General features: G+C 43.2%; 19 protein-coding genes and 1 pseudogene. 4 read left to right on the top strand and 16 right to left on the bottom strand.

The window, feature by feature from the left end; genetic code table 11:
- Positions 1–8 precede the first annotated feature (8 nt).
- The gene (locus tag B5P39_RS03145; RefSeq protein WP_088210437.1) at positions 9–1,496 is read right to left on the bottom strand and encodes a methyl-accepting chemotaxis protein; all 1,488 of its coding nucleotides are present in this window, start codon (positions 1,494–1,496) and stop codon (positions 9–11) included.
- Positions 1,496–2,485 (bottom strand): substrate-binding periplasmic protein, encoded by a 990-nt coding sequence (locus tag B5P39_RS03140; protein WP_088210436.1) that lies wholly within the window; start codon positions 2,483–2,485, stop codon positions 1,496–1,498. The genes B5P39_RS03145 and B5P39_RS03140 overlap by 1 nt, the downstream gene beginning before the upstream one ends.
- A 490-nt stretch (positions 2,486–2,975) precedes the next feature.
- On the opposite strand from B5P39_RS03140, the gene B5P39_RS03130 reads away from it, so the two are divergent.
- Complete coding sequence (locus B5P39_RS03130) at positions 2,976–3,884, top strand: sulfite exporter TauE/SafE family protein (RefSeq protein ID WP_088210765.1); 909 nt, start codon at positions 2,976–2,978, stop codon at positions 3,882–3,884.
- A gap of 18 nt (positions 3,885–3,902) precedes the next feature.
- Here B5P39_RS03130 and B5P39_RS03125 read toward each other — a convergent pair whose 3' ends face one another.
- From B5P39_RS03125 to B5P39_RS03115, 3 genes and pseudogenes are all read right to left on the bottom strand, one after another.
- Positions 3,903–4,592 (bottom strand): SapC family protein, encoded by a 690-nt coding sequence (locus B5P39_RS03125; RefSeq protein WP_088210435.1) that lies wholly within the window; start codon positions 4,590–4,592, stop codon positions 3,903–3,905.
- A gap of 36 nt (positions 4,593–4,628) precedes the next feature.
- Positions 4,629–6,157 (bottom strand): annotated as a pseudogene (locus tag B5P39_RS03120) (tryptophan halogenase family protein).
- A 96-nt stretch (positions 6,158–6,253) separates the two neighbouring features.
- Positions 6,254–8,881, bottom strand: coding sequence for a TonB-dependent receptor (locus B5P39_RS03115; protein ID WP_088210434.1), 2,628 nt, complete (start codon positions 8,879–8,881; stop codon positions 6,254–6,256).
- Positions 8,882–9,307: 426 nt separating this feature from the next.
- On the opposite strand from B5P39_RS03115, the gene B5P39_RS03110 reads away from it, so the two are divergent.
- Positions 9,308–10,324, top strand: coding sequence for a LacI family DNA-binding transcriptional regulator (locus B5P39_RS03110; protein WP_086903855.1), 1,017 nt, complete (start codon positions 9,308–9,310; stop codon positions 10,322–10,324).
- A gap of 69 nt (positions 10,325–10,393) precedes the next feature.
- On the opposite strand, the gene B5P39_RS03105 is transcribed toward B5P39_RS03110, so the two are convergent.
- Together B5P39_RS03105 and glnB are read right to left on the bottom strand one after the other, a co-directional pair.
- The gene (locus B5P39_RS03105) at positions 10,394–11,683 is read right to left on the bottom strand and encodes an NAD(P)/FAD-dependent oxidoreductase (RefSeq protein WP_011717954.1); all 1,290 of its coding nucleotides are present in this window, start codon (positions 11,681–11,683) and stop codon (positions 10,394–10,396) included.
- A 192-nt stretch (positions 11,684–11,875) separates the two neighbouring features.
- Entirely contained in the window at positions 11,876–12,214 is a 339-nt protein-coding gene (glnB, locus tag B5P39_RS03100; RefSeq protein WP_011073353.1) for a nitrogen regulatory protein P-II, read from the bottom strand.
- Between the two features lie 237 nt (positions 12,215–12,451).
- On the opposite strand from glnB, the gene B5P39_RS03095 reads away from it, so the two are divergent.
- The gene (locus B5P39_RS03095) at positions 12,452–12,964 is read left to right on the top strand and encodes a GspH/FimT family pseudopilin (RefSeq protein ID WP_088210433.1); all 513 of its coding nucleotides are present in this window, start codon (positions 12,452–12,454) and stop codon (positions 12,962–12,964) included.
- Positions 12,965–13,118: 154 nt separating this feature from the next.
- On the top strand, positions 13,119–13,601 hold the full coding sequence (locus tag B5P39_RS03090; RefSeq protein WP_088210432.1) for a GspH/FimT family pseudopilin: 483 nt from the start codon (positions 13,119–13,121) through the stop codon (positions 13,599–13,601).
- 25 nt (positions 13,602–13,626) lie between these two features.
- Here the strand turns inward: B5P39_RS03090 and B5P39_RS03085 are convergent, their stop codons facing one another.
- The 9 genes from B5P39_RS03085 to lspA all read right to left on the bottom strand — a co-directional run bounded on the left by B5P39_RS03085 (position 13,627) and on the right by lspA (position 22,025).
- Positions 13,627–13,926 carry a TapY2 family type IVa secretion system protein gene (locus B5P39_RS03085; RefSeq protein ID WP_088210431.1) on the bottom strand — a complete coding sequence of 100 codons (300 nt, stop codon included), beginning with the start codon at positions 13,924–13,926 and terminating at the stop codon, positions 13,627–13,629.
- Positions 13,923–14,321 (bottom strand): type IV pilin protein, encoded by a 399-nt coding sequence (locus B5P39_RS03080; protein ID WP_088210430.1) that lies wholly within the window; start codon positions 14,319–14,321, stop codon positions 13,923–13,925. The genes B5P39_RS03085 and B5P39_RS03080 overlap by 4 nt, the downstream gene beginning before the upstream one ends.
- Positions 14,322–14,329: 8 nt before the next feature.
- Positions 14,330–17,905 (bottom strand): pilus assembly protein, encoded by a 3,576-nt coding sequence (locus tag B5P39_RS03075; RefSeq protein WP_088210429.1) that lies wholly within the window; start codon positions 17,903–17,905, stop codon positions 14,330–14,332.
- 4 nt (positions 17,906–17,909) lie between these two features.
- Positions 17,910–18,344, bottom strand: a complete 435-nt coding sequence (locus tag B5P39_RS03070; RefSeq protein ID WP_088210428.1) for a pilus assembly PilX family protein — start codon at positions 18,342–18,344, stop codon at positions 17,910–17,912.
- Between the two features lie 15 nt (positions 18,345–18,359).
- A complete protein-coding gene (locus B5P39_RS03065) occupies positions 18,360–19,337 on the bottom strand; it encodes a PilW family protein (RefSeq protein WP_441347602.1) in 978 nt (325 codons plus the stop codon).
- Between the two features lie 18 nt (positions 19,338–19,355).
- Positions 19,356–19,916 carry a type IV pilus modification protein PilV gene (gene pilV / locus B5P39_RS03060; protein ID WP_088210426.1) on the bottom strand — a complete coding sequence of 187 codons (561 nt, stop codon included), beginning with the start codon at positions 19,914–19,916 and terminating at the stop codon, positions 19,356–19,358.
- 216 nt (positions 19,917–20,132) lie between these two features.
- Positions 20,133–21,089 (bottom strand): 4-hydroxy-3-methylbut-2-enyl diphosphate reductase, encoded by a 957-nt coding sequence (gene ispH, locus B5P39_RS03055; RefSeq protein WP_088210425.1) that lies wholly within the window; start codon positions 21,087–21,089, stop codon positions 20,133–20,135.
- A 1-nt stretch (position 21,090) separates the two neighbouring features.
- A complete protein-coding gene (fkpB, locus tag B5P39_RS03050) occupies positions 21,091–21,513 on the bottom strand; it encodes an FKBP-type peptidyl-prolyl cis-trans isomerase (protein ID WP_069454418.1) in 423 nt (140 codons plus the stop codon).
- On the bottom strand, positions 21,513–22,025 hold the full coding sequence (gene lspA, locus B5P39_RS03045) for a signal peptidase II (RefSeq protein WP_011623704.1): 513 nt from the start codon (positions 22,023–22,025) through the stop codon (positions 21,513–21,515). The genes fkpB and lspA overlap by 1 nt, the downstream gene beginning before the upstream one ends.
- Between the last annotated feature and the right edge of the window lie 5 nt (positions 22,026–22,030).

Raw genomic sequence — 22,030 nt, 5'->3', positions numbered from 1 at the left:
AGAAATGGCTACAATCTGAAGGAAGTTACTAACGTCCGCAGTCTTTCCCCTTGGTGAAACAGTCGCTCACTCGATTGTGCTAAGTGCTCACTATCGAGGGAGGCTGAACCTGAGACATTGGCAAGATCATTTAATGTACGAGAAATCGCTTCGGTGACACAGGTTTGCTCCTGCGCCGCATGGGAAACTTCGATATTCATATTACTGATATTGGAAACTAAATCAGTCACTTTAGACAGCACTAGCTTAATTTCTTCCGAACGGTTGACCCCTTGATTGGAGAGAGTCTGGCTCGATTGCATCACATTCACGGTTTCGGCAACTCGGCTCTGCACCTGTTGGATCATTTTTTGGATTTCTCCCGTCGCCTGTTGGGTACGGCTCGCTAAAGAGCGCACTTCATCGGCAACAACGGCAAAACCACGCCCCTGCTCACCCGCTCTGGCGGCTTCAATGGCGGCATTTAGGGCGAGTAGATTAGTCTGTTCGGCAATGCTGCTGATCACCACCACGACTTCATCGATGCGTTGGGTTTCCTGTTGTAACTGCGATACCGATTGGGCAGAACGCGCTAATTCCCCCGCCAATTGACGGGTAATGGCTAAGCCCGAGTCAAACTGACGCTGACCATCGTCGACCGCTCTATCGGCTTGGGTTGCCGCATCGGCGGTACGTTTAGCATTGATGGCCACTTCGTTGGCACTGGCACTCAATTGAGTCACGGCCGTGACCGCGGCTTCGGTTTCTTTAAGCTGCGCTTGCACCCTTTGATTGTTGCTTTGCGACAGCGTGCCCAGCGCCTTAGCATCGCCCAAAAGCAAGCCCGAGGTTTCATGCACTCTGGTAATAGTGCCATGAATTTGCTCGACAAACCCGTTGAAAGCATTAGCGAGTTTGCCGATTTCATCTTCGCTCTCCACGGGTAATCTGTGGCTTAAATCACCATCACCATTGGCGATTTCTTCTAATGCGGCGACAACCTTATCCAGAGGACTAATCACTAAGCGTTTGAGAATGATGAAAATCACTAACAGACTGCCCGCTAAAATCAGCAGCGCCTGTAAAAAGTACCCCAGCAGTAAGTCGGATAATTGCGCCTTAACCGGCAAGGTAGAGAAGGCAATGGTTAAACGCCCGGTCGGATTCCCTTGATCGCTGAACTGTAACTCTCTTGTTTGTAGGTCACTTGCGGCAACGGTCTCGGCTTGTTTGTCTTCGGCAAGCAACTTGCCCCGATGATCCACAACGGTAATTTGATAGATTTGTTCAGACTTTAACATGACAGATAATACGGCACGGATCTGTTCGTAGTCGTAGGTAAAAATCGGCTGTGCCATGGTGACTTGAAGATTCGCAACGGTATTGTCTTCAAAGGCCATTTCGTTGCTAGCCAAACTATCGCTCGCCAACCAATAGGACACCCCAAATAGCACGCTGACTATCATAAATATCGCAACTGCTAACCCAATTTGTACTTTTAAGGCTAATGTTTTCATTATTTTGCACCTTGCATACTAAATAGATCTAACCACAACTCTTGGCGTTCAATGGGGGTTAAGGGACTTAAATCGGGCGTATCGAGACGAATAATGACGCGCTGATCAAACTGGGCATCACGGTAGAGCTTGTCTATTTTAAGCTCGCGATTAAACATCTCATCAAAGCTGCCGTCGCTTATCATGTTTTCGAGCCCCGCTAAGATTGCCGCCGCTAACTCGGGACGCTTGGGGGACACAAAAAAATATGCCGGCGAGCGATATTGCAGCAGGATGTGAGTATCGATTTTCAGCGCGGGGTCAGGATGGGTTGCGAGTTCATCGCCAATTTCCTGTGCGCCGAGGGCAAGGTAATCGAATCGGCCGCCCTCTAACATCGGATAGAGATTGGTGTATTGATAGCTAGTCACGACAGGCAAACCATTAGCTTCGAGGATGCTGGCATCGGGCCAATAGCGGTTTTGTCCCGCTTTTAATTGCTTAAAATCCGCCAGTGTTTTTACATTAGCAAATCTGGCCTCATCCGTTTTGCGGATAATTAACAGGCGGTTACCGAGCAATCCCTTAAACAAGGGGATACGAACCGGGAGCACAGTTTCCTCAAGCTCCTTGGAAGTCATGCTCCAAAAAACATCGACTGTACCAGCCAGCGCTTCTTCGACCTTACGTTTCTGGTTCATCTGCGTCGACATTTGCTCGACCTGATAGGACTGACCAGAGCGGCGCAGCGCCTCTTTGAGGAGATTAAACTGCCATTGCTGTTGGATGGTAGTCACTATCTTGATGGGAGCGGGATTGCTTGCCGTAGAATTGCCAGCCGCATAGGCGGCATTTGCAAGCGTCAACGATGTGGACGCCACTGCGGCTATCACAGTGAAACTAAAAGCACAAACCACAGCGCTCGCCCAGAGTCCTAGCATGGACATCAACAAACGTTTAGCTAAAATCGTTACTACACTGCCAAGCAGTGTAGCAATATGAATAACCATGAATCGCAGCCTCTTTTTTATGACTGGAATATCCAGCGAGTTTTATTTTTTAATGCCGCTAACTTGTCTGCTTATCCTAAGCAAGGTCGCTCTACCTAAAAAAATGGCTGGGCACTGCTTACAGTACCCAGCCAACGCTAGTTTCTGGGGAGAGACTATCAAAATATTAAAGACAAACGTATCGCCGCCCGACCAGCAATACTTCTGCCAAGTACATGAATAAGGAGACCTCATCCTCTTCATGCAGACCTTACAAAACAACGAATCACACAAGCAGATGACAGCGTTGTCATTGATTAAATTACACAAGAAAGAACAGGTTTTCTACATTTTTCTGACATTTATCGGTATTTTTTTAGTCGAAACACTTTTAACCATTAAATATCAATAGATTATGTTTTAACTTTTTATTTCCACATCAGTGTGACAACGCTGTCTTCGACTGATAACATGCATGCAACAATTCACCCATCCCTCGCGATCACTCAAAATGCTGCCATATGGCCTTATCCTCAAAAGCAGAAAGATTAACCTCGGCCAATATTATCGAGCGATGGCAATCGTCCTTGTGCTATTGAGTGCATGGCTATGTTGGTTAGTCCAATTTCATCAACCCGTTGAGTTAATAAAACAATACGGTCAGTTTCTGTTTTTGGGGATAACGGGAGCCATCTTTGCAAATGCTACGGGTGCGGGAGGTGGCGTGATCTTTATTCCGGTGTTCTCTAGCTTAAATTTCAGTGAAACTCAGAGTGTCTCCACCTCATTCATGATCCAATGTTTTGGTATGACGGCAGGGGCGATTTCATGGTCAGGCTACTATCGACGACACCATCACCATGACAAAACCTGGTCAGGTTTTATTCCGAGTATTTTATTAGCGGCGACCTGCTCAATGCTTGGCCTTTGGAGCAGTCAGTTATGGCAGTTGAACTCCCCTTCTTCGCTGCATACTAGCTTTAGTCTTTTTTCTATCGCATTAGGGATAGCGATCATTATCAGCAACCAGCGCCGCCCCCTTCAAAGCCATCGCCTCAACGCCCGAGACTATTGCTGGCTAGCAATAATTGGTTATTTGGGCGGGATTATCACCGCTTGGTTATCAGTTGGCGTGGGCGAACTCTTAGTGATCTATCTGATGTTACGGGGAGTGTGTGCCAAGATGGCTGTTGCCATCGGAGTGGTGGTATCGGCGATTACCGTCTGGTCAGCAAGCCCGATACATGTGTTTGCAAGTAGCAGTCATGCCCTATTCGAGCTGGTACTGTTTGCGGGCCCAGGCGCAATTATCGGCGGTTTATTAGCGCGAAAACTGGCGCTATTTCTCCCAGTCAAAACCTTAAAGCTGTTTTTCTCAAGTTGGATTATCTTGACTGGGAGCGTCATGCTCGCAAACTAGAATAGAAAGCTCGCTATCTTATCTATCCATTACTAAATCAATTAAACTTAATGAACAAAGATGCGCATAAATGGCCGAATAGAAGCCCCGTTTCGCAAAATTCAATAAAGTTGCATCATCAAGCTGTTGCAGCTTAGGCTCATCAATCGTATAGATACCGTCGATATTCGTTTTTGTGCCATCCAGCGCCGTAACAGTAAGTGTTCTTGGTTGTAATAACTCGTGCTCCAACAATACTTTGATAAAGTACTTCGTCATATCTTGATAGCTAGCTTGTAAACCCGCGAGTTCGAGCTTCTTGGACAAGTAGTCCGTTTTCTCTCCTGTCTCAGTAAATAACCGGTGAGTTTCATTTTCAGCCACGGATGAGTTGTTAATATCTATGCCTAAAATAATCTTTTCCTCATCGACATGGGTCATGCCTAATGGATATAACTGCACTTGAATTGGTAAGTACCGTGATTGCCACAGCCCATTTTTTAGTAGCTTATTGGTATTCGGTTTTAGCGCGGTAATCGCTATCGAGACAAACTCACCTGTTTGGTTATTCTTTGTAAAAACAATAGGAAAGCTTGTCGCAGCCGACATAAACTCTTGCACTTGCAGTGGTAGCATATGCACAGTTTCAAAGTAGCTGTAATCGACCTTATCACCAATAGCCAAATTCTTATGACTCGAGTCATTTAAAGGTACAAATTGTGTTTTCATTATATTTTTCCTTTTTACCCATTAAATTTAAAACGATTAAATAGATTGCAAACCATAGGTACAGATTTTATCGAGCAATTCCCTATGCTCAGGCAAACCATCTAGCATCCGTTGTTTTAGCTTCGACATTTTGTTCATATACATGTTCAAAGAGGCCGGTGTTGCCGACGAGCCGGCACGCAAATTAGTCTGATATTTCATGCCATAAAGAACGTATAAATAATTGTCTAAGTTAAACACTTCAAACTTAGATGGAAAATCTTCAGCAATAGGACTATAGGATTTCCATAGTTCGAGTCGTTGTTTTAATCCTTCGGGAATGGTCTCTGAAGCCTGATTATCGAGCCAAAATGATGAGTCAGTTCTATTCGATAAACAGTAATGCAGTTTGGCAAATTCTACGACCCGCTCCCATGCGTAGCCCACGGTATCATTAAACCGCTTTGCTAAGTAATCAACATCATCTGTATGTGCAGGGAAACGTTCTGCCAGAAAACGCGCGGAGAAATCCGTTAATAATATGGATGTCGCTTCAATCGGCTCTAAAAATCCTTGAGCTAGCCCCAAAGCTACGCAGTTTTTTACCCAAAACTGTTGACGATGGCCCACTGTCATTGGAATTTTACGATGCGGAACATCGGCAAGTTTGCCACCAAGATAATGGTCAAACTTTCGCTCAGCCTCTGACTGCGTCATATGAGCGGACGAATAGACAAATCCCGTGCCTCGGCGCTGGGTCAATGCAATATCCCAAATCCAACCCGCTTGATGGGCCGTTGCTTGAGTATAAGGGGGGATGATATCCGTAGGTTGCGTTGGGATTTGCGCGACTAATGCAGTATCAATAAACAGTTGATGCGCTTTACTGATAAATGGCACTTTTAATGCTTTAGCTAACAAAATAGATTCAAAGCCACTGCAATCAATATAGAAATCGAAAGAGAGAGTCCCTTGCTCAGTCAGCAAAGATGAAATTGCACCATCATCGCCTAAACGAACATCCTGCACCGTGGCAAAAATGTGCTCAACGTTGAATTTCTCAATCGCGTTTTTCGCCAGTAATTTGGCAAATTTCGCCGCATTTAGATGATAGGCATAACCTAACACCCCGGCATATTCAGGTGTAGTGATCAGCTTTGGCGCTTTGGCGGCCTCACAAACAAGATGCTGGGGAGAAACATAATCAGCAAAGTCACCTTGTTTCTCGGCCAACCAAGCAGAAACAGTATCTATGCCTTGTAAATTAATGATATCAAATAGATGGTGGTAGAAATTATCCTTACCATGTCGCGCTTTATCTAACCAATTTACAAATTTAATTGACTGCTTAAACGTCACATCGCATGAGCGAATAAACTCTGATTCACTGATCCCAAAACTCTGTAGTGATTTCCGAATGGACGGAACAGTACCTTCACCAACACCGATGATAGGAATATCAGGAGATTCAATCAGCGTGATGGATAGTTCAGAGCGCCCCTGCAACACTCGTCCTAAATGATTCGCCGCTACGCTAACCAACCTGAAGTCCCGCCCCCTATAATGGCTATTTTTCTGATTGTCATAACGCGCCTCTAAAATTGCGTAAGCTGAGTTTATTGTTGGTGTTTTTGATAATAAAAAGCCTAGCGATTGCTAGGCTTTTTCGTCACTGAATTGAATTAGAAGCGCAGTGCTACACCAAGTTTGTAGCGAGCTTCACCATCGAAGCTCCACACTGGGTAGTTATCTTTAAACTCACTGATAACGCCTTCAGCATCAACAGGTGATACACCTTTCTGAATGCTATCTTCTTCAAGTAAGTTAACCACTTCAAATGTCACAGATAAGTAATCAGTTACATCGTAGTTAGCACTTAAATCTAGCGTGCCGTAAGCTTGGTGCTCGCGGTTACCATAGAAGCCTGGTAATTCACGCATCATGTACTCAGAACGCCAGTTATAAGCTACACGAGCAGAGAAATCATCAATTTCATAGTAACCCACTAAGTTAACGGTATGCTTAGATGAGTCTGAGAACACACCTACGCGGTCCGCATAGTTTTCAGCTGGAGATGAAGCATCTGCAAAGGTGTAGTTAGCTGAGTAACCAAAACCATTGTCAAATGAGTCTTGCAACTGCAACTCAATACCATCGATAGAGCCACCGTTAGCATTATAGTTTTCACTGACGGTCCAGCAGTCATAGATGCCAGCACCACAAGAACTGCCACCTTGAGCAACTAAGTTAGGGTCATCAATACCAATCTGTTGGTTCAGCTTTTCTCTAGTCGAAATGAAAGAGTTAACATCTTTAATGAAGTAAGTAACAGCAAATAAGCCTTCACCGCTGAAGTACCATTCTAAGCTCAGATCCGCCTGAGAGGCTTTGAACGGCTGCAGATTCACGCTACCAGTCACTTTCTTCTCGTTGCCAGGCGTACCATCGTTAAAACCTGGTAACTTAGACGTGGCGAAGAGATCTGCATAGTTAGGACGAGAAATAACTTGCGCAGCTGATGCTCTTAAAATTAAGTCACTTGCCAAGTCAAACGCAATGTTCATGCTTGGTAAGACATCGTGATAGCTTGCTTTATCAGTACTTAAATCATCAGCATAGGTACCAGTTTGGCTAAACGCGTAGTAGTCAGACTCAACATCGGTAGAGATATATCTTAAACCGAAGTTACCGCGTACGCCTTCACCAGCAAAAGTAGCCATAGTGTACAGGGCTAAGTTTTTCTCTTGCAGAGTACCGTAACCAGACTTATCTAAAGTAAAGCCATCGATTGCGCCATAAGCATCTCTGATCATATTGTCAAAAATTGGCTTAGGTAAGGTAAAACCTGCACCAGATGACATAGTGCCAGAGTAATATTCTGAGGCATCTTTTGCGACGATATTAGATGATTGTGCAGCCTCTGTCGTTTGAGTTACATCGTGGTCTGCATAGCTAATACCTGATTTAATTGAGGTAATAACGCCAAATTCAACCGGAACTGTAATATCGAAGGTCGCAAATGATTCTTCGTCTGTGTTAGGTTGTTTTTTCAGTGCCCAACCAGCCGTTTCTAATTGACCGTTGAAGTCACCAGCATCAAATGAGTTGTTTGCAATGTTGATGTCAATCACATCACCAGTTGCATCATAAGTCCCTGCGAAATCTTCTGGTTTACCAATTGATTGACCGTAGTTAGAAGTAAGATCGGTACCACCTTCAGCTTTAGTTTTACCGATACGGCCTTCTAATTTGAAGTTATCTGCTTGATACGCGAAATCTAAATCCACAGTATCTGATGACATACTTGCTTTACGAGCCCATGTTTGTGCCCAAGCAAATCCGCCGTTACCAGTGTGTTCAACTAAAGTACATACGCCTGCAGCATTTTTCTTAAGACAAGTATTCTCACCTTGCTGGGTTGGGAATAAGAAAATTGATGTGTTCGCGTTGTTAGCATCGAGCTGTAAGCTCATCAGATTCAGACCGAATTCGAGATTATCAGTTGGTCTGTATTGGAATGCAGCATTTAAAGCTGTGCGCTCACGCTCTTGCTGGAAAGTCGTGGGAACAATTTCCCCCCAACCTAATAGAGTTTCAATACCGTTACGTTGATATTCTGTCTGATCCAGAGAACCAGCCACTAGGAAACCGAACTTCTCATCTTCCGTTTTCCAGCTGTACAAGCCTGAAGTTTGTGGATCAATTTCTTCTGAAACGGTTCCGTAATCCCCCTTTGCACTTAAAAATACCGAATTAGCATCTAAATCAAGCGGTTTACGTGTCTTAACTAACACTGTGCCGCCAATACCGCCCTCTGCAATATCGGCTTGTGAAGATTTCTTAACTTCAATACCACCAACCATTTCTGGAGGCATTAAGCTGTAGTTAAAGCTACGGTCGATCGCTTGTTGATCAAACCAACCAGTCGAAGCAACTGAATGGCCGTTCAGTAAGGTGCTCGTTAATTGGCTTGAAGCGCCACGGATAGAAACTTGCTGTCCTTGACCAAACTGACGGTTTACAGCAACGCCAGGAATACGACCTAAGGACTCCCCTACGTCACCATCAGGGAATTTACCGATATCTTCAGCAGTCACAGCATCAACGACTGAGTCAGAAAAACGTTTGTCGTTAACAGAAGCTTTCATCGAAGCTCTCATACCACGAACTTCAATTTTCTCAATATTTTCTGGCACTGCCGCAGCGGCGGCTTCAGCCTCAGCAGCAACAGCTCCGATTGAAACAGCGCTGCCGAGTAGGATAGCAATGTTTGTAGCTAGTACACTTTTCTTAAAGGATGATGGTCGCATCTCGTTTCCCTTCCATAACTTTATTATCGTTTTAGTATTCATAACCATTCCGATGGAATGACAACGCTGTCATGTCTAGTGCAAACATTACACAATAATTAACAGCCTTGCCACAACAAAATAACTCTGTACGAAAAAAAATGTCATAAAGCGAAGTATTGAGAAGAGAAAAATCAATATATTCAAGCAAAAATAATCACTTAGATTTTTTGATGTAAAATTACAACTTATAACCGAGTGTTAACAGTTGAAAAATGCCTCAGTTTGTAACAATTCAGCATTGCTATACGCGGTAAATGCTCGCACTATAAGAAGCATAATAAAAAGTAAGCTGACAACGCTGTCGGCTTGTAAATTGCGCCTAAAGGATTTAGGTTCATCAATTAGCTTGCCCTTCGCACATTTGAATAAAGAGTTTGTAGATCAATGAAAGTCACTATCAACGACGTCGCTAAATATGCTGGAGTGTCAATCAAGACAGTTTCCCGCGTAACCAATAACGAACCTTCGGTAAAACAAGCCACGGTTGATAAAGTGAACGAGGCCATCAAGGCATTAAACTACCAACCCAATCTCGCGGCCAGAAACCTTGCCGGCACAAAATCCTATGCCATTGGTTTTATTTATGATAATCCCAACGCTTATTACATTATTGATATGCAAAACGGGATTTTGTCGGCCTGTAAAGATAAAGGCTATGAGCTGGTTATTCATCCTTGTAACGCCAAATCTGACACCATTTGCGATGAACTGACTCAACTAGTGAAACATTCGCGACTGGCAGGTTTAGTGTTAACACCGCCTCTTTCTGAAGATCCTAAAGTCCTTAAAGCCTTAAGTGATATTGACGCTAACTATGTGCGAATTATTGCCGGCGAAGGTGATAAAGAGCAGGATGGGCTGACGATTTTAGTCAATGACAAATTTGGTGCGGTTGAAATTACTCAACATCTAATCGACTTAGGCCATAAAGAAATTGCCTTTTTAAGTGGCGATCTACACCACGAGTCCACCAAAGAGCGGTTACTTGGTTATAAACAAGCATTAACAAAAAATCGCCTGCTTCTGAATGAAGATTACATAATTGAAGGAAAATACTCATTTGAGTCGGGTGTAGAAGGCGCTAACACACTGATCAAACAAAAGAACCGTCCAACAGCAATTGTTGCCTGTAACGACGAAATTGCAGCAGGGGCACTTTTTGCTGCTCGTTTAGCAGGGCTAGATATTCCGGGCGATCTATCCATTGTCGGCTTCGAAGATAGCCCATTCTCACGCCAAACTTGGCCGAAACTGACAACAGTGCATCAACCTAACGCTGAAATTGCCCAAGTGGCAACAGAATTGTTAATCGCGAAACGCCGCGAACAAGATGCCAAGTTTGCAAAAACATTTACGCCAGAGCCTGTGATCCGAGACTCTTCAGCCTCTCCCAAACATTAATCTCCAGCCCAGTAAGACCAAAACAAAACAGAGAGCCTTGGCTCTCTGTTTTGTTTTTCAATTAATGAGTTAATGCAATTTCAGCTTTGGCCTTTGCCATTTCAGTAGTTTTTGCGCAATGCGATAAATAATCGCGGAGAACCAGCCATATAGGCTCGCTAAGTGTCTTTGGTATAACGAGATATACATGATCCTTGCGATATGTCCTTCCACGAAGAAAGTCCCTGAACGCAAATTCCCCATTAGATTACCTACCGCAGAAAAGCGGCTTAAAGACACCAGAGAACCATAGTCTTTATACACAAAAGGCTTTTCCGCCTTCCCTTGCAAACGGTTCACAATATTCTCATACAGGGTATCCGCCATTTGAGCAGCCGCTTGAGCGCGAGGTGGCACAGGTTGACCGGACTCTAGAATTAATAAAGCGCAATCCCCAAGCGCATAAATATCTTGATGACCTTTTACTCGCATACAAGCATCAACTTCCACTTGATTGCGCGGCGTAATGGGCAACTTAGAGAAGTTCTGAAACGCTTTTGGACCTTTTACACCAGCCGCCCACACTTTAAGCCCCGCCTCGATAACATCACCATCCTGTGTAATAAAGCCATCGCGGGTGACTTCTTTAACCTGCACCCCGATATGCAAACGGATGCCAATTTTATCCAATACAGCTTGAGCTCTTGCACTCACACGCTCGGGTAACTGTGGGAGAATTTTTGGTGATGCTTCAATAAGGTGTACATCAAGATGATGCTTAGAGATATTGAGGTAGCCATACTCTTTCACCGATTCAATGACATGGTGAAGCTCAGCGGCTAATTCGACACCTGTGGCGCCAGCGCCAACAATACCTATGCTGACTTTCTCTTGTGTTTCATTGAGTTGCAGTAATGCATCTAATAATTTTTGATGGAATAAGTTAGCGTTATCTAAACTATCAAGGAAAATACAATGTTTCTCAGCACCTAAGGTATTAAAGCTATTAGAGACCCCGCCTAAGGCCAGCACTAAGTAATCGTATTCAATTTGGCGGGGCTCAAGCAGCAATTCACCCGAGTCACTATAAACCGCAGCAAGTTGGATTGTTTTGGCATCGGGCTCACATTGCTCAATTTCGCCACGAATGTATCGATAACCATTCTTAAGGCCATGATCTCGATACAGTAATCCCTCTATAGACTGGTCAATAACCCCAACTGCGACTTCGTGTAATTTTGGCTTCCAAATATGGATTGGGCTTTTATCAATTAAGCAAACATCGACGACATCACTACCGCCCATCTTGCGGCCTAATTTAGAGGCTAGCGCTAAGCCTGCCGCCCCACCACCTACTATCACGATTCGTTTCGTAGCCAAAATAACAACCTCAACAAGCCTATTTAAGTGGCTAAGTTATACCATGGAACAGATAAGAGATAACTACTTTAGTCTAACTAAACAGGCTATTTTGCATTAAAGATATTTCAGGAACAGAAAGACTTAGTCCCATCATTCATAAATTTTAAGCAACAAAAAAGGGCCTAACGGCCCTGTTTAGAAACGGATAAATCACACCGCTTCTTCGTTCTCTTCGCCAGTTCGAATGCGGATAACACGCTCCACATCAGTCACGAAAATTTTGCCATCGCCGATCTTACCTGTGCGAGCCGTTTCCACAATGACATCAATCGCTTGGTCGACTAAATCATCTTGAATGACGAGTTCAATTTTAACTTTAGGCAAAAAGTCGACCATATACTCAGCGCCGCGGTAAAGCTCGGTATGCCCTTTTTGACGGCCAAAACCTTTTACCTCAAGCACTGTCATCCCGGTGATACCTATCTCAGCAAGTGACTCGCGTACATCATCCAATTTAAAAGGCTTAATAATCGCTTCAACTTTTTTCATCAAACATTCCTCGGCACTTGCTGACAGATAATCAAATAGAATGCCATTAGCTTACACGGGGTTAGGCGATTATTGAAGTATAGGCAGCGCTTTCCTCATAAAACACAGTTTCTATAAAACAATTCTTAGTCCGTAAAAATCTAAAAGGCTCATCAGTACGCTTCTATACTTAAACAGCAGCAGTTTTGCTCCAGAGGCTCGTAGGATGCGAGCGACATTTATAACAAAGGATCTGTTATGAAAACTCTACCATATGGTTTTAGCTTGATTGAACTCATCACTACGGTATCCATTTCTACCATTCTGTTATCGATTGGTGCTCCTTCGTTAAGCGATTTCAACACGAGATTCAGAGCTGATAGTAATATCAAAGTCATCCAGCAAACACTGATGCTCGCCCGAAATCATGCCATTTCCTTCAATCGAAAAGTGACAGTCTGCGCCTTAAGCAACAATCAGTGCATATCTAACTGGCAGCTTGGTTTGACGGTATTTATCGATGTTAACAGCAATAGTCAACTCGATAGCAATGAAACGACTATTTTTACCACTAATGCTTTTAATACCAGAGATACAGTTATCTACAATCGAACCTTAATTCGTTTTCAACCAGATGGTCTTGCGTCTGGTACGAATGGAACATTGAAGTATTGCCCATCAAGTCCCACGAGCCCCTACTCGCGAGGGATTGTGGTAAATCAAGCTGGCAGGGCAAGACTATCGACTGATGCCAATATCCGCTGCGGATAAATGACGCGTATTGATTGAAGGCATTATCAACTGACAGCATAACAGGATTAAGACTACCTTTTAGAAACTAAACAGCACAAAGGATGCAACTTAGATACTGAAATCCCGCCTATTCTCGCTTATACTTTAGTTTGTATAAGTGAGGGTTGAGTGCATGCTAAATAAATTGCTTGGTTTCACACTGGTTGAACTGATGGTTACGATTGCAGTGGCCGCAATATTATTAACCATCGGTGTACCATCTTTAATATCCGTCTATGAAGGTGTGCGCGTTAATAATAATATCGCCAAAATTCATGACATTATGGTTTTTGCCAGAAATCAAGCGGTCAGTTATGGCGCAACAATTAAAGTTTGTGCATCAAACGGAAGTGCATGTGGTACGAATTGGGGAAATGGGATTAAAGTTGTCAGCCCTGATAATAAAGATATTCGTGTTATTGACGCATTCAATACAAATGACAGTGTAAAAAGCAATTCGGCGAGTTTTACCTTTAGCTCTGAAGGCATGTTATCAGCAAACAGTGCTGTAGAAATCATCTATTGCCCAGGTGGCTCCGCGACAAACTCCAAGAGTGTAAACATAAGCTCTAGTGGGCTAATCTCTTACGGAGCAGATGGTAAAAGCTGTTCGTGACAGAAGATATTCCGCACACATTAGCTTATCTCAAGGTTAGCTCATCCATTTTTTTACTGTTTTCATTAGTGAACTCTTGGCTAAGCTCAACACACTCGACTACCTCTTTAATAAAGAATTTCTTTTTATCTCCACCTACTTTTTGCTTACTAGGAAGACTAGCCATATTCAAATTGACATCTTTAATCCTCCATCGATAAAACAGCACTTTATCACCATTTGTCGTTGTGACATGGCATTTGTAATCCTGCATAACAACTGTAGGTTCCGCAGCAAACACAAATGTAGGCAAAGCTAATGCTAAAGCAATACAATATCTTATCATTTCCAACACTCCGCAGAAGGCCCCTTTACACCAGCAGATGTCATCGTAATAGTCGCACACGTTGAGTCTCGACTAGCCTGCGAACCTTGTGCAGTCGCAGTAATAGTGAATGAACTGGTACCACTTGACGCTAAACTATAACGCCCATGCTCTGTAACAAAAGGACTAGCGGCTAACCCCAGCTTGGTCATATCTGTCGCATAGGCTCGGTTATCCAAATAATACTGCTCTTGAAGATTCGCAACCTTCATAACCGCCGCAACACCTTCAGACCGCCCACTCTTAACCACGTAATCAATGTATGAGGGATAGGCTATCGAAGCCAAAATCCCCACAATAACAACAGCGATCATGACTTCAATTAACGTAAACCCTAGCAGTCTATTCTTTTTCATTAATGTTCTTACTCATCAATATGATAATAAATTTTGTTAGTCTTTAAGCCGCTACCCAATTCGATCGTTCCCTTACATTCACCGTTTTCACACTCGCCCTTACCTACACCGATAACATACGCTTTCGGCTCTTCACCTGGTTTTGGCTCAGGGATAACAATCTGGGGAGTATCAGGAATACGTTCACCAACCTCATAGTAAAGTGTATTTGATGTTCGAGTACCTTTATGTAGGTCAAATACGTAAAGTCGTCCCTGTCCTGAAAAACCACATACCCCCGCATCCAAATCAACGGCTTGGTTCGTCGGCGGAACAAATGAGGTGAAATAAACCTTACCATCAAAAATTAGTGAGGAAGATAGGCTTTTCTCTCCCGTGGCAGGGAAATCATAATACCAACCTCTCTTTTGCCCAAAAGCAATATTATCACTCTGCGAACTAGGTGCTGCAGAGGTAACATCATATAGATTAGAAATTGTTAGAGGGGCCGGTATATCGGTGCCAGTGAATTGTTTAGTGACAACATTTCTATCCTGAAATACATAAAACATGTCATTAGTGGCGATGTCCAATGGATGCGTTCTATTACCCGTACCCACTGTGACAGCGTCATAAGGGATACTCTGATAGGATAAGACCCCATTTTCAGAATGAATATTATTAAACTGGGTTTGTGCCACTGTAGGTTCAGCAAAAAACATCCTGTTATTAGGGGCACTCGTTGTTGAAATTTTAGCAAATTGGAATACAGACCAATTGGTTTTATCGGTCGAAGGTAAATCTATTCGCCAAATACTACCCTCAATATCACTTGCATATATCCGGTCAGATATACCGTCATTATTACTGTCTAAAACAGCCACTTTATTTGGGATACTGCTCATTCCCGTTGCGGTAAACTTGGTCACAAATTCACCCGTAAATGCTTTGACAATATAAACAGCCGCCCCAGAACCATCTGCTGATTCCATCCCGCCACCAAAAATCAACACAGGTTCAGAGATTGATGGGATAAAAGTCACGACAGGTTCAGACCAACTTTGACCTAAGTCTTCAAACTTTTCCGTACTAGAATTGATCATCCACTTATACTGTGGTGAATCTGGATTTGTGATATCTAACGCATAGTAAGATGTGCCGCCGCGCCTCATTCCAAGGAAAACCCAAGCCTTATTGACCTTGCCAACCGAATCCGTTTCAGTATAAGCAACGGGTGATAAGTCCATCCCATAAACACTGTGAGTACCTGTCGAATCATCCTGTCTTAGTGTTGGAATGTTATGCACTAATTCAGATGGCATAAATGCCCAGGACTCAGTAACAGAACCAACAGCATAGTCGCCACTACCCGTGTCTGAATCTTTAAACATATGTACCAATCCCTGATTGGTACCAACTAAGATTCGAACATCAAGATTTTCAGATGTCACATTGCCATCTGCATCTGTTGTAGGTTTATTACCGAAGTTAATAGCGAGAGGTTTCGAGTGAAGAGGATCCCCCATAATATCATCTCGGGGGTCGGTATAGGTTTCATCATTATCTTCATCATCAACATCGACACCATAAATCCAATCTCTATTCTTGGAGACAGTATCAGAAACGGAGCTAGTTGCAGGACTTCCTAGAAGAGAATAAAAACTCGAGTCGCTTATTGTGGTAAGCAAACTCAAACCACTTCCATCATTTATGTATATTTTTCTATTTTTCAATTGGGACTTTAAGGTCGGTAACACCCCACCCGATTTAACCTTATTACCATCGATGTTACCCGCAGGACAGGTATTCCAATAGGTACAAGTATCACTTGAAATATTACCATTAGTATCAATTGCTCCCGTTGTTCCACCGGGACCGACAATCTCACCAGAGGAATTGACCTTCAGCTTTTTCAAATTGCCACTCCAGCGAGGTCCGCCACCGGGTAAAAACATAGCAAAGTAAGCTGAGTTATAGGTCTGTGTTTTATCGAAGTTGTTACTGGCAATACTCGGAGAGGTAAATGATGAATCTATGGTCAGAATAGACTTTAATGCGTCGTTCATCGCTTCGACTAAATCAAGGCCCGTTTTAGCAACGTAATAACCTTTAGATACACCATTCACTCTTGGACTTCCGCCCCTGAAAGCCGCTTCTTCCAATAGCGCTGCTGCTTTGTCCGCACCGTCAGAAAAGCCAATGGTAAACAATCTCACGTTTTGTTTGTTATCAACACCATTCGAATCTTTCGGCCCAACAACAATATCATTGTTGTACATATAAGCCGCTAAAGCAGGCAAATAGCTAAAATCATCTTGATTACGGTCATTTTTGAAACTCATCGCACTGTAGTCACCAGCGACTTTAGCGGTTGAAGTTAATTGCTTAATCGAATCATCCGCTGCATGATCGAGTGTTGGCGCACCATCGGTAATATAAATCACATATGCGGTGTCCGGGCATGTTTTAAACTTCGTTGCGTAGTTTCCACTCATCAAGATGCTTGAAGGACTATTTGGCGTATAGTTATCAACTTTGTTATTTCCAGTCGCGTTTTTATCATCATTACCAAAGGTGACTGGGCCGCCACTAAAAAACTGATAAGCCTCATATAATGTTTCACACAGAGGTGTATTGGTTTGAGCTGGCATATCTCTGATTAAAGAGATTAAAGACGACTTATTTGCTTCCGTCATTTCGGTCATATCATAAATAATACGTCCGCCGTCAGCATAATTTTCGGTTGGATAGTTCAAGTTATAAACGGCAAGAGCAGCATCAATAGGAATAGCCAATGACTCTAATGCTGACTTAAGTGCATTTTTCGCGACATCTAAACGAGTACCAGTACCGCCACTGTTCTGCCCTTCTGTTGTAGTTGTAGCCCACTTGTACCACACTAAGTAATGTGCAGAGTAAAGTGTCACCGGTGTTTCAGTTCCAAACTTTGTATTATTTAAGCTATATAAACGATCTGTCTCAGAGCTTCCCGATGTATACATTTTATTAGAATCAACAGGATAACCATTTGCAAACGTTGTGTTTTTATTAGTTGAACCTGGATTTTTAGGGTCTTTATTGAGAATATCTTCGTAGCAATCAACAATATCGTTCTGATTAAAACCATTATTGTTTGCTAAAGACTCCCACCTATTCTTGTTAAATTCACGTAAGTATCCAGTGTAACGCCCCTTATCCACTAAAGCTTTGGCTGCCGTATTACAATTATTATTCCCTAAATAAAAACGACGACCATCGTTAGGATCATCAGGTGTAGGCATATTGCTAGTATTATCTATACCGCCAGCATTCCAATAAGTGCCTTTATCATTGATATATCCAGAATAACTATTCATATATGTCTCAAATCCTGCAGGATAGGTACAAGTACCTGCAGCATGACCAGCTTGGGAACAATATGAGCTGACAGCATTCTGATCTTCCGTTGACATACTCCCTGAGTTATCAAAGATAAATAACACCTGTGGGCGCTTGCCAGTCCTTACCGTTGAGTCAACAAGATAAAGCTCTGTATCATCTGCATGTATTTGCCCTGCAATAATGACTGTAGCAGCCATAAGAGCACAAAAGATTTTTTTCAACATAACTTTAGTTTCCTGTTAGCACTTGTTGCTCTACACCTGAAACAACGGTTAATGAGCCAAGATTGTCCCGACCAAAGGTCACTGAACTGCTAATCTCGGCCCTTCTACAGCTAACCAAATTTGCCCCTGTCGCATTTGAGGTTCTTTGACATCCTACATCACGCACACCAGTTTCAGGCAATGGCTTCAATGTCTGACGACTATTAAATACTGTTGTATCTGCTTCTGCGTTAAGGTTTGCCAATTGCTCACCCGAATAATCTGAAATCACCTGTTCTAAACCACCATCGGCAATGGCTTTAGCTTCGATTCTTTCTGCACCCGCCCCTGACATTCGCAACGATTGTGTAGAGTTAACCGCCAACGCAACACCAATAACTGTCATAAGGACCAAGACAATTAATGCAAAAAATAACACTATCCCTTTCTGCTTTCTCATCACTCATGGCCTCAATTAACTGCGTATAAGCACAGGATTTTCCAATACTATTGTTGTCGATAATACCTTACGACGATAATGGTCGTTAGCAGGAATAGTGATGGTTTTGTCTCCCAAAAGGTACTCAGTCTCGTTGGTATAGCTCTTGTCTTCGTTAATCGATCTCACCAGTACAAACGCTTTTATCGCGACCAATCGCTGAAAGCCTTCGTTATCCCACATCAATGATGTGACATCTTCAGCAGGCATAAAGCTATCAGGAGTGCTATCCCCGTCATTATCAAAACCATATAAGAATCGAATGTTCTCAATGCCTTCAACTAACTGCTCATCGTTACTCATGCCTGTACTGGTTAAGGTTTTACGCCTTAGGATAGGAATTTGATTTGCATCATTTGCAATAAAATACACATGGTGTTGATATTCCCATGTTCTCGGATTTTCAAGCGTCGTTGTTGGAGTCGCACCAACAAAAAATACCGCCTGAGAAGAATTTGCAGCGACATACACTGAGTTTGCACTCCCAGCCGCGACATTGGGTCCAATAAAGCGTTTTAGCTGCAAAACATCTGTATCCGCATTAACATCACTATCCCCTAAACAACTAAGATGAGTACTTGTTGCGGTATTTTCATATCCCCACAAACGCCTAAAATGGGCCGGCTGATTGTTAGGTAGCGTCGCGTTATTCAACCCATCACCAACACAATCAGCGGTTATGGTAGTAACCTCGATGTTAGTATTTGTCCCGACGATAAAATCAGTTCCCGTTAAATCCCCCATAAAACCTAACTGACTAATATCTCTTTCCATTATGGCCAAGGCTATACGACCATTCTCTTGCAACTGATTAAACTGGCTTGTCGTTGTCACGTTTGATGACGACATGCTAAACATGGTAAATACACCGGCAGTCAAAAAAAGCCCGATAACCATAGCGACCATCAACTCAACGAGTGACATTCCCCGTTCCATGGTTTTACTTAACGTCATACGAAATGATTTTTTCATCTAAATAATCACTGTTTTAAGTGAAAAAATGCGCCTATTTTCAGTGTCAGCACCACAAGTGTCTGCTGCATCCGCAACGGCTGAAGTATCAATGTTGGTCTCACGTATGCCTCGCCAAGTAATCACAACTAGAACATCACGATTATTCACTTCAATACAAGCTGTAGGAGAATCCAATCCCCCAACGTTTTGAGTGCCAACAGTCTCAGACTCTCCGGTTAACGAAGATTGCCATTCAAAAATATCCCACAACTTTAATTCTGCTGGATTACAAAGTGTTGCGTTTTCACACACCTTTGCGACGGAACTTGGCGCGCCAGTGTATTCTCCTGCATAGCTATCAAGCTGCGTTCGATTTAGCTTCATGCGGTTGATAATATCATTGGCGTAATAGGAGGCTTGTGTTTGCTGAAAAGATTCAAAGCTGCCGCGCTTGGCCACAATGTGTAAATTAAAAATACCGATCAAGCCAATCACTAGAATCACCAATGCGACAAGCACTTCAATTAAAGAGAAGCCCCGTTGAATTCTGTTATGCGTCAACCGTTCGAATTTAGTCATATTTTTGACAAGCTTTTCAGCTATTTACCCTTTTAAATCTTAATCTTACGATAAAAACATTGCTAGCAGTTAATAATAGATGAGTAAAATGTAAGTAGCCAGTAACAATAGCATATAAGCGTTAATTCCATTATGCCTTGTTTGTATTTGGTGAATTTTGATAATAAAAAAAGAGGCCATTGGCCTCTTTTTATTCATCACATTGATTAGAATGAACTAGCGTAATTCCGCTGGTACGGCAAAGACGGTATCTTCTTTACGCCCTTCAACTTCGGTGACGACACTCGGTGCTAATTTTGCAATCGCTTGAACCACTTGCTGAACCAGCACTTCTGGTGCCGATGCGCCAGCGGTCACTGCAACTTTTGTCACATTTTCAAACCAAGATGAATCGATATCATCAGCGGTATCAACCAGATAAGATTGAGTTCCGGTTTTTAATGCCAACTCACGCAAGCGATTAGAGTTAGAGCTATTTTTCGAACCGACCACAATTAACAGATCCACATCGGCGGATAAATTACGTACCGCATCTTGACGGTTTTGCGTCGCGTAACAAATATCATCCTTACGCGGGCCTTCGATGGACGGGAAACGCTTTAATAAGGCGCTGATGATATCGAGCGTATCATCCACCGACAGCGTCGTTTGAGTCACGAAACAGAGGTTATTAGGATCGCGAACTTCTAAAGTCTCGACATCTGCAGGGGACTCAATCAGATAAACACCACCATTGGGGTTATCATATTGTCCCATTGTGCCTTCAACTTCAGGATGCCCCGCATGGCCAATCAAAATACATTCAATCCCCTTGCGACTCGCACGGGTCACTTGTAAATGCACTTTGGTGACTAACGGACAAGTCGCATCGAATACTCGCAACCCACGCGCTTTAGCCTCGGCGCGTACCGCCTGAGAAACCCCATGCGCACTGAAGATAACAATATTGTTATCCGGTACTTGGTCTAACTCTTCAACAAAAACCGCACCGCGGTCCTTCAGGTTTTGCACCACATAGCGGTTATGCACGACTTCATGGCGAACATAAATTGGCGGCGAAAATAACTCGAGCGCGCGCTCAACAATGCTAATGGCTCTGTCCACACCAGCACAAAAGCCGCGAGGATTAGCCAGCATAATATTTAAACTTGGGCTGGTAGGATCTAATTTCATCTTACAGTACCTTCACCACGTCGAGTTCAAATGTGACTTTCCGTCCAGCTAGAGGGTGATTGAGATCGACCGTAATCGAATCGCCCGCAACCTCACGCACAATACCGGGGATCTCACTGCCACCAGGGCCGGCGAAACTGACGATAACGCCAACCTCAAGCTCCATATCAGCAGGAAAACGGGTTCTATCCATATAATGAATCGCATCGGGATTTGACTCACCAAATGCATCGACGGCTTCAAGCGTAAAGCTGTGCTTGTCGCCTTCATTTAAGGAAGCAAGCTGCGCTTCAAATGCAGGACTTAAAGTACCATCACCGATATTTAAACGTGCTGGCTTACCCGAGGCTTTAGTGCTATCGGCGGTCGAACCATCTTCAAGCACAATATTCATATGGCACAATAACGAACGTGTCACAGTCACTACTTCACCTCTTCGGTTTTATCTTGTTCGGATTTGCTGTTAAAAAACGAATCCCAAATGATCAGCACTGCGCCGATAAAAATCGCGGAATCAGCGATATTAAAGGCAGGATAATGGCTCTTACCCCAATAAAAATCGATAAAATCCACTACAAAACCATGCATCAATCGATCGATTAAGTTACCTAGGGCGCCACCAATCACTAAGGTGTAAGCCAAATTTAACTTCCATAGGGATGCCGATTGCTTGCGCAGCCACACAGTCAACAAGGTACTGAAACCAACGGCCACTAAGGTAAATAACCAACGTTGCCAACCACCTGCTTCACTTAAAAAGCTAAATGCGGCGCCATAGTTACGTACATAGGTGAAATTAAAAAAAGGTAATAACTTCACCGATTCGAACAAATCAAAATTGGCTAAGACCCATTGTTTGGATAGTTGATCGGCCAAAAACACCAATACAACTACCCAATACCAACGTAAGCCACTGTCTTTCCAAGTTAATGGCATACAGA

Source organism: Shewanella sp. Shew256 (assembly GCF_002196695.1).
GTDB classification, from domain to species: domain Bacteria; phylum Pseudomonadota; class Gammaproteobacteria; order Enterobacterales; family Shewanellaceae; genus Shewanella; species Shewanella mangrovisoli.
Note: the sequence above shows the minus strand (reverse complement) of the source record. Positions and strands in the feature narration are given on the sequence as shown.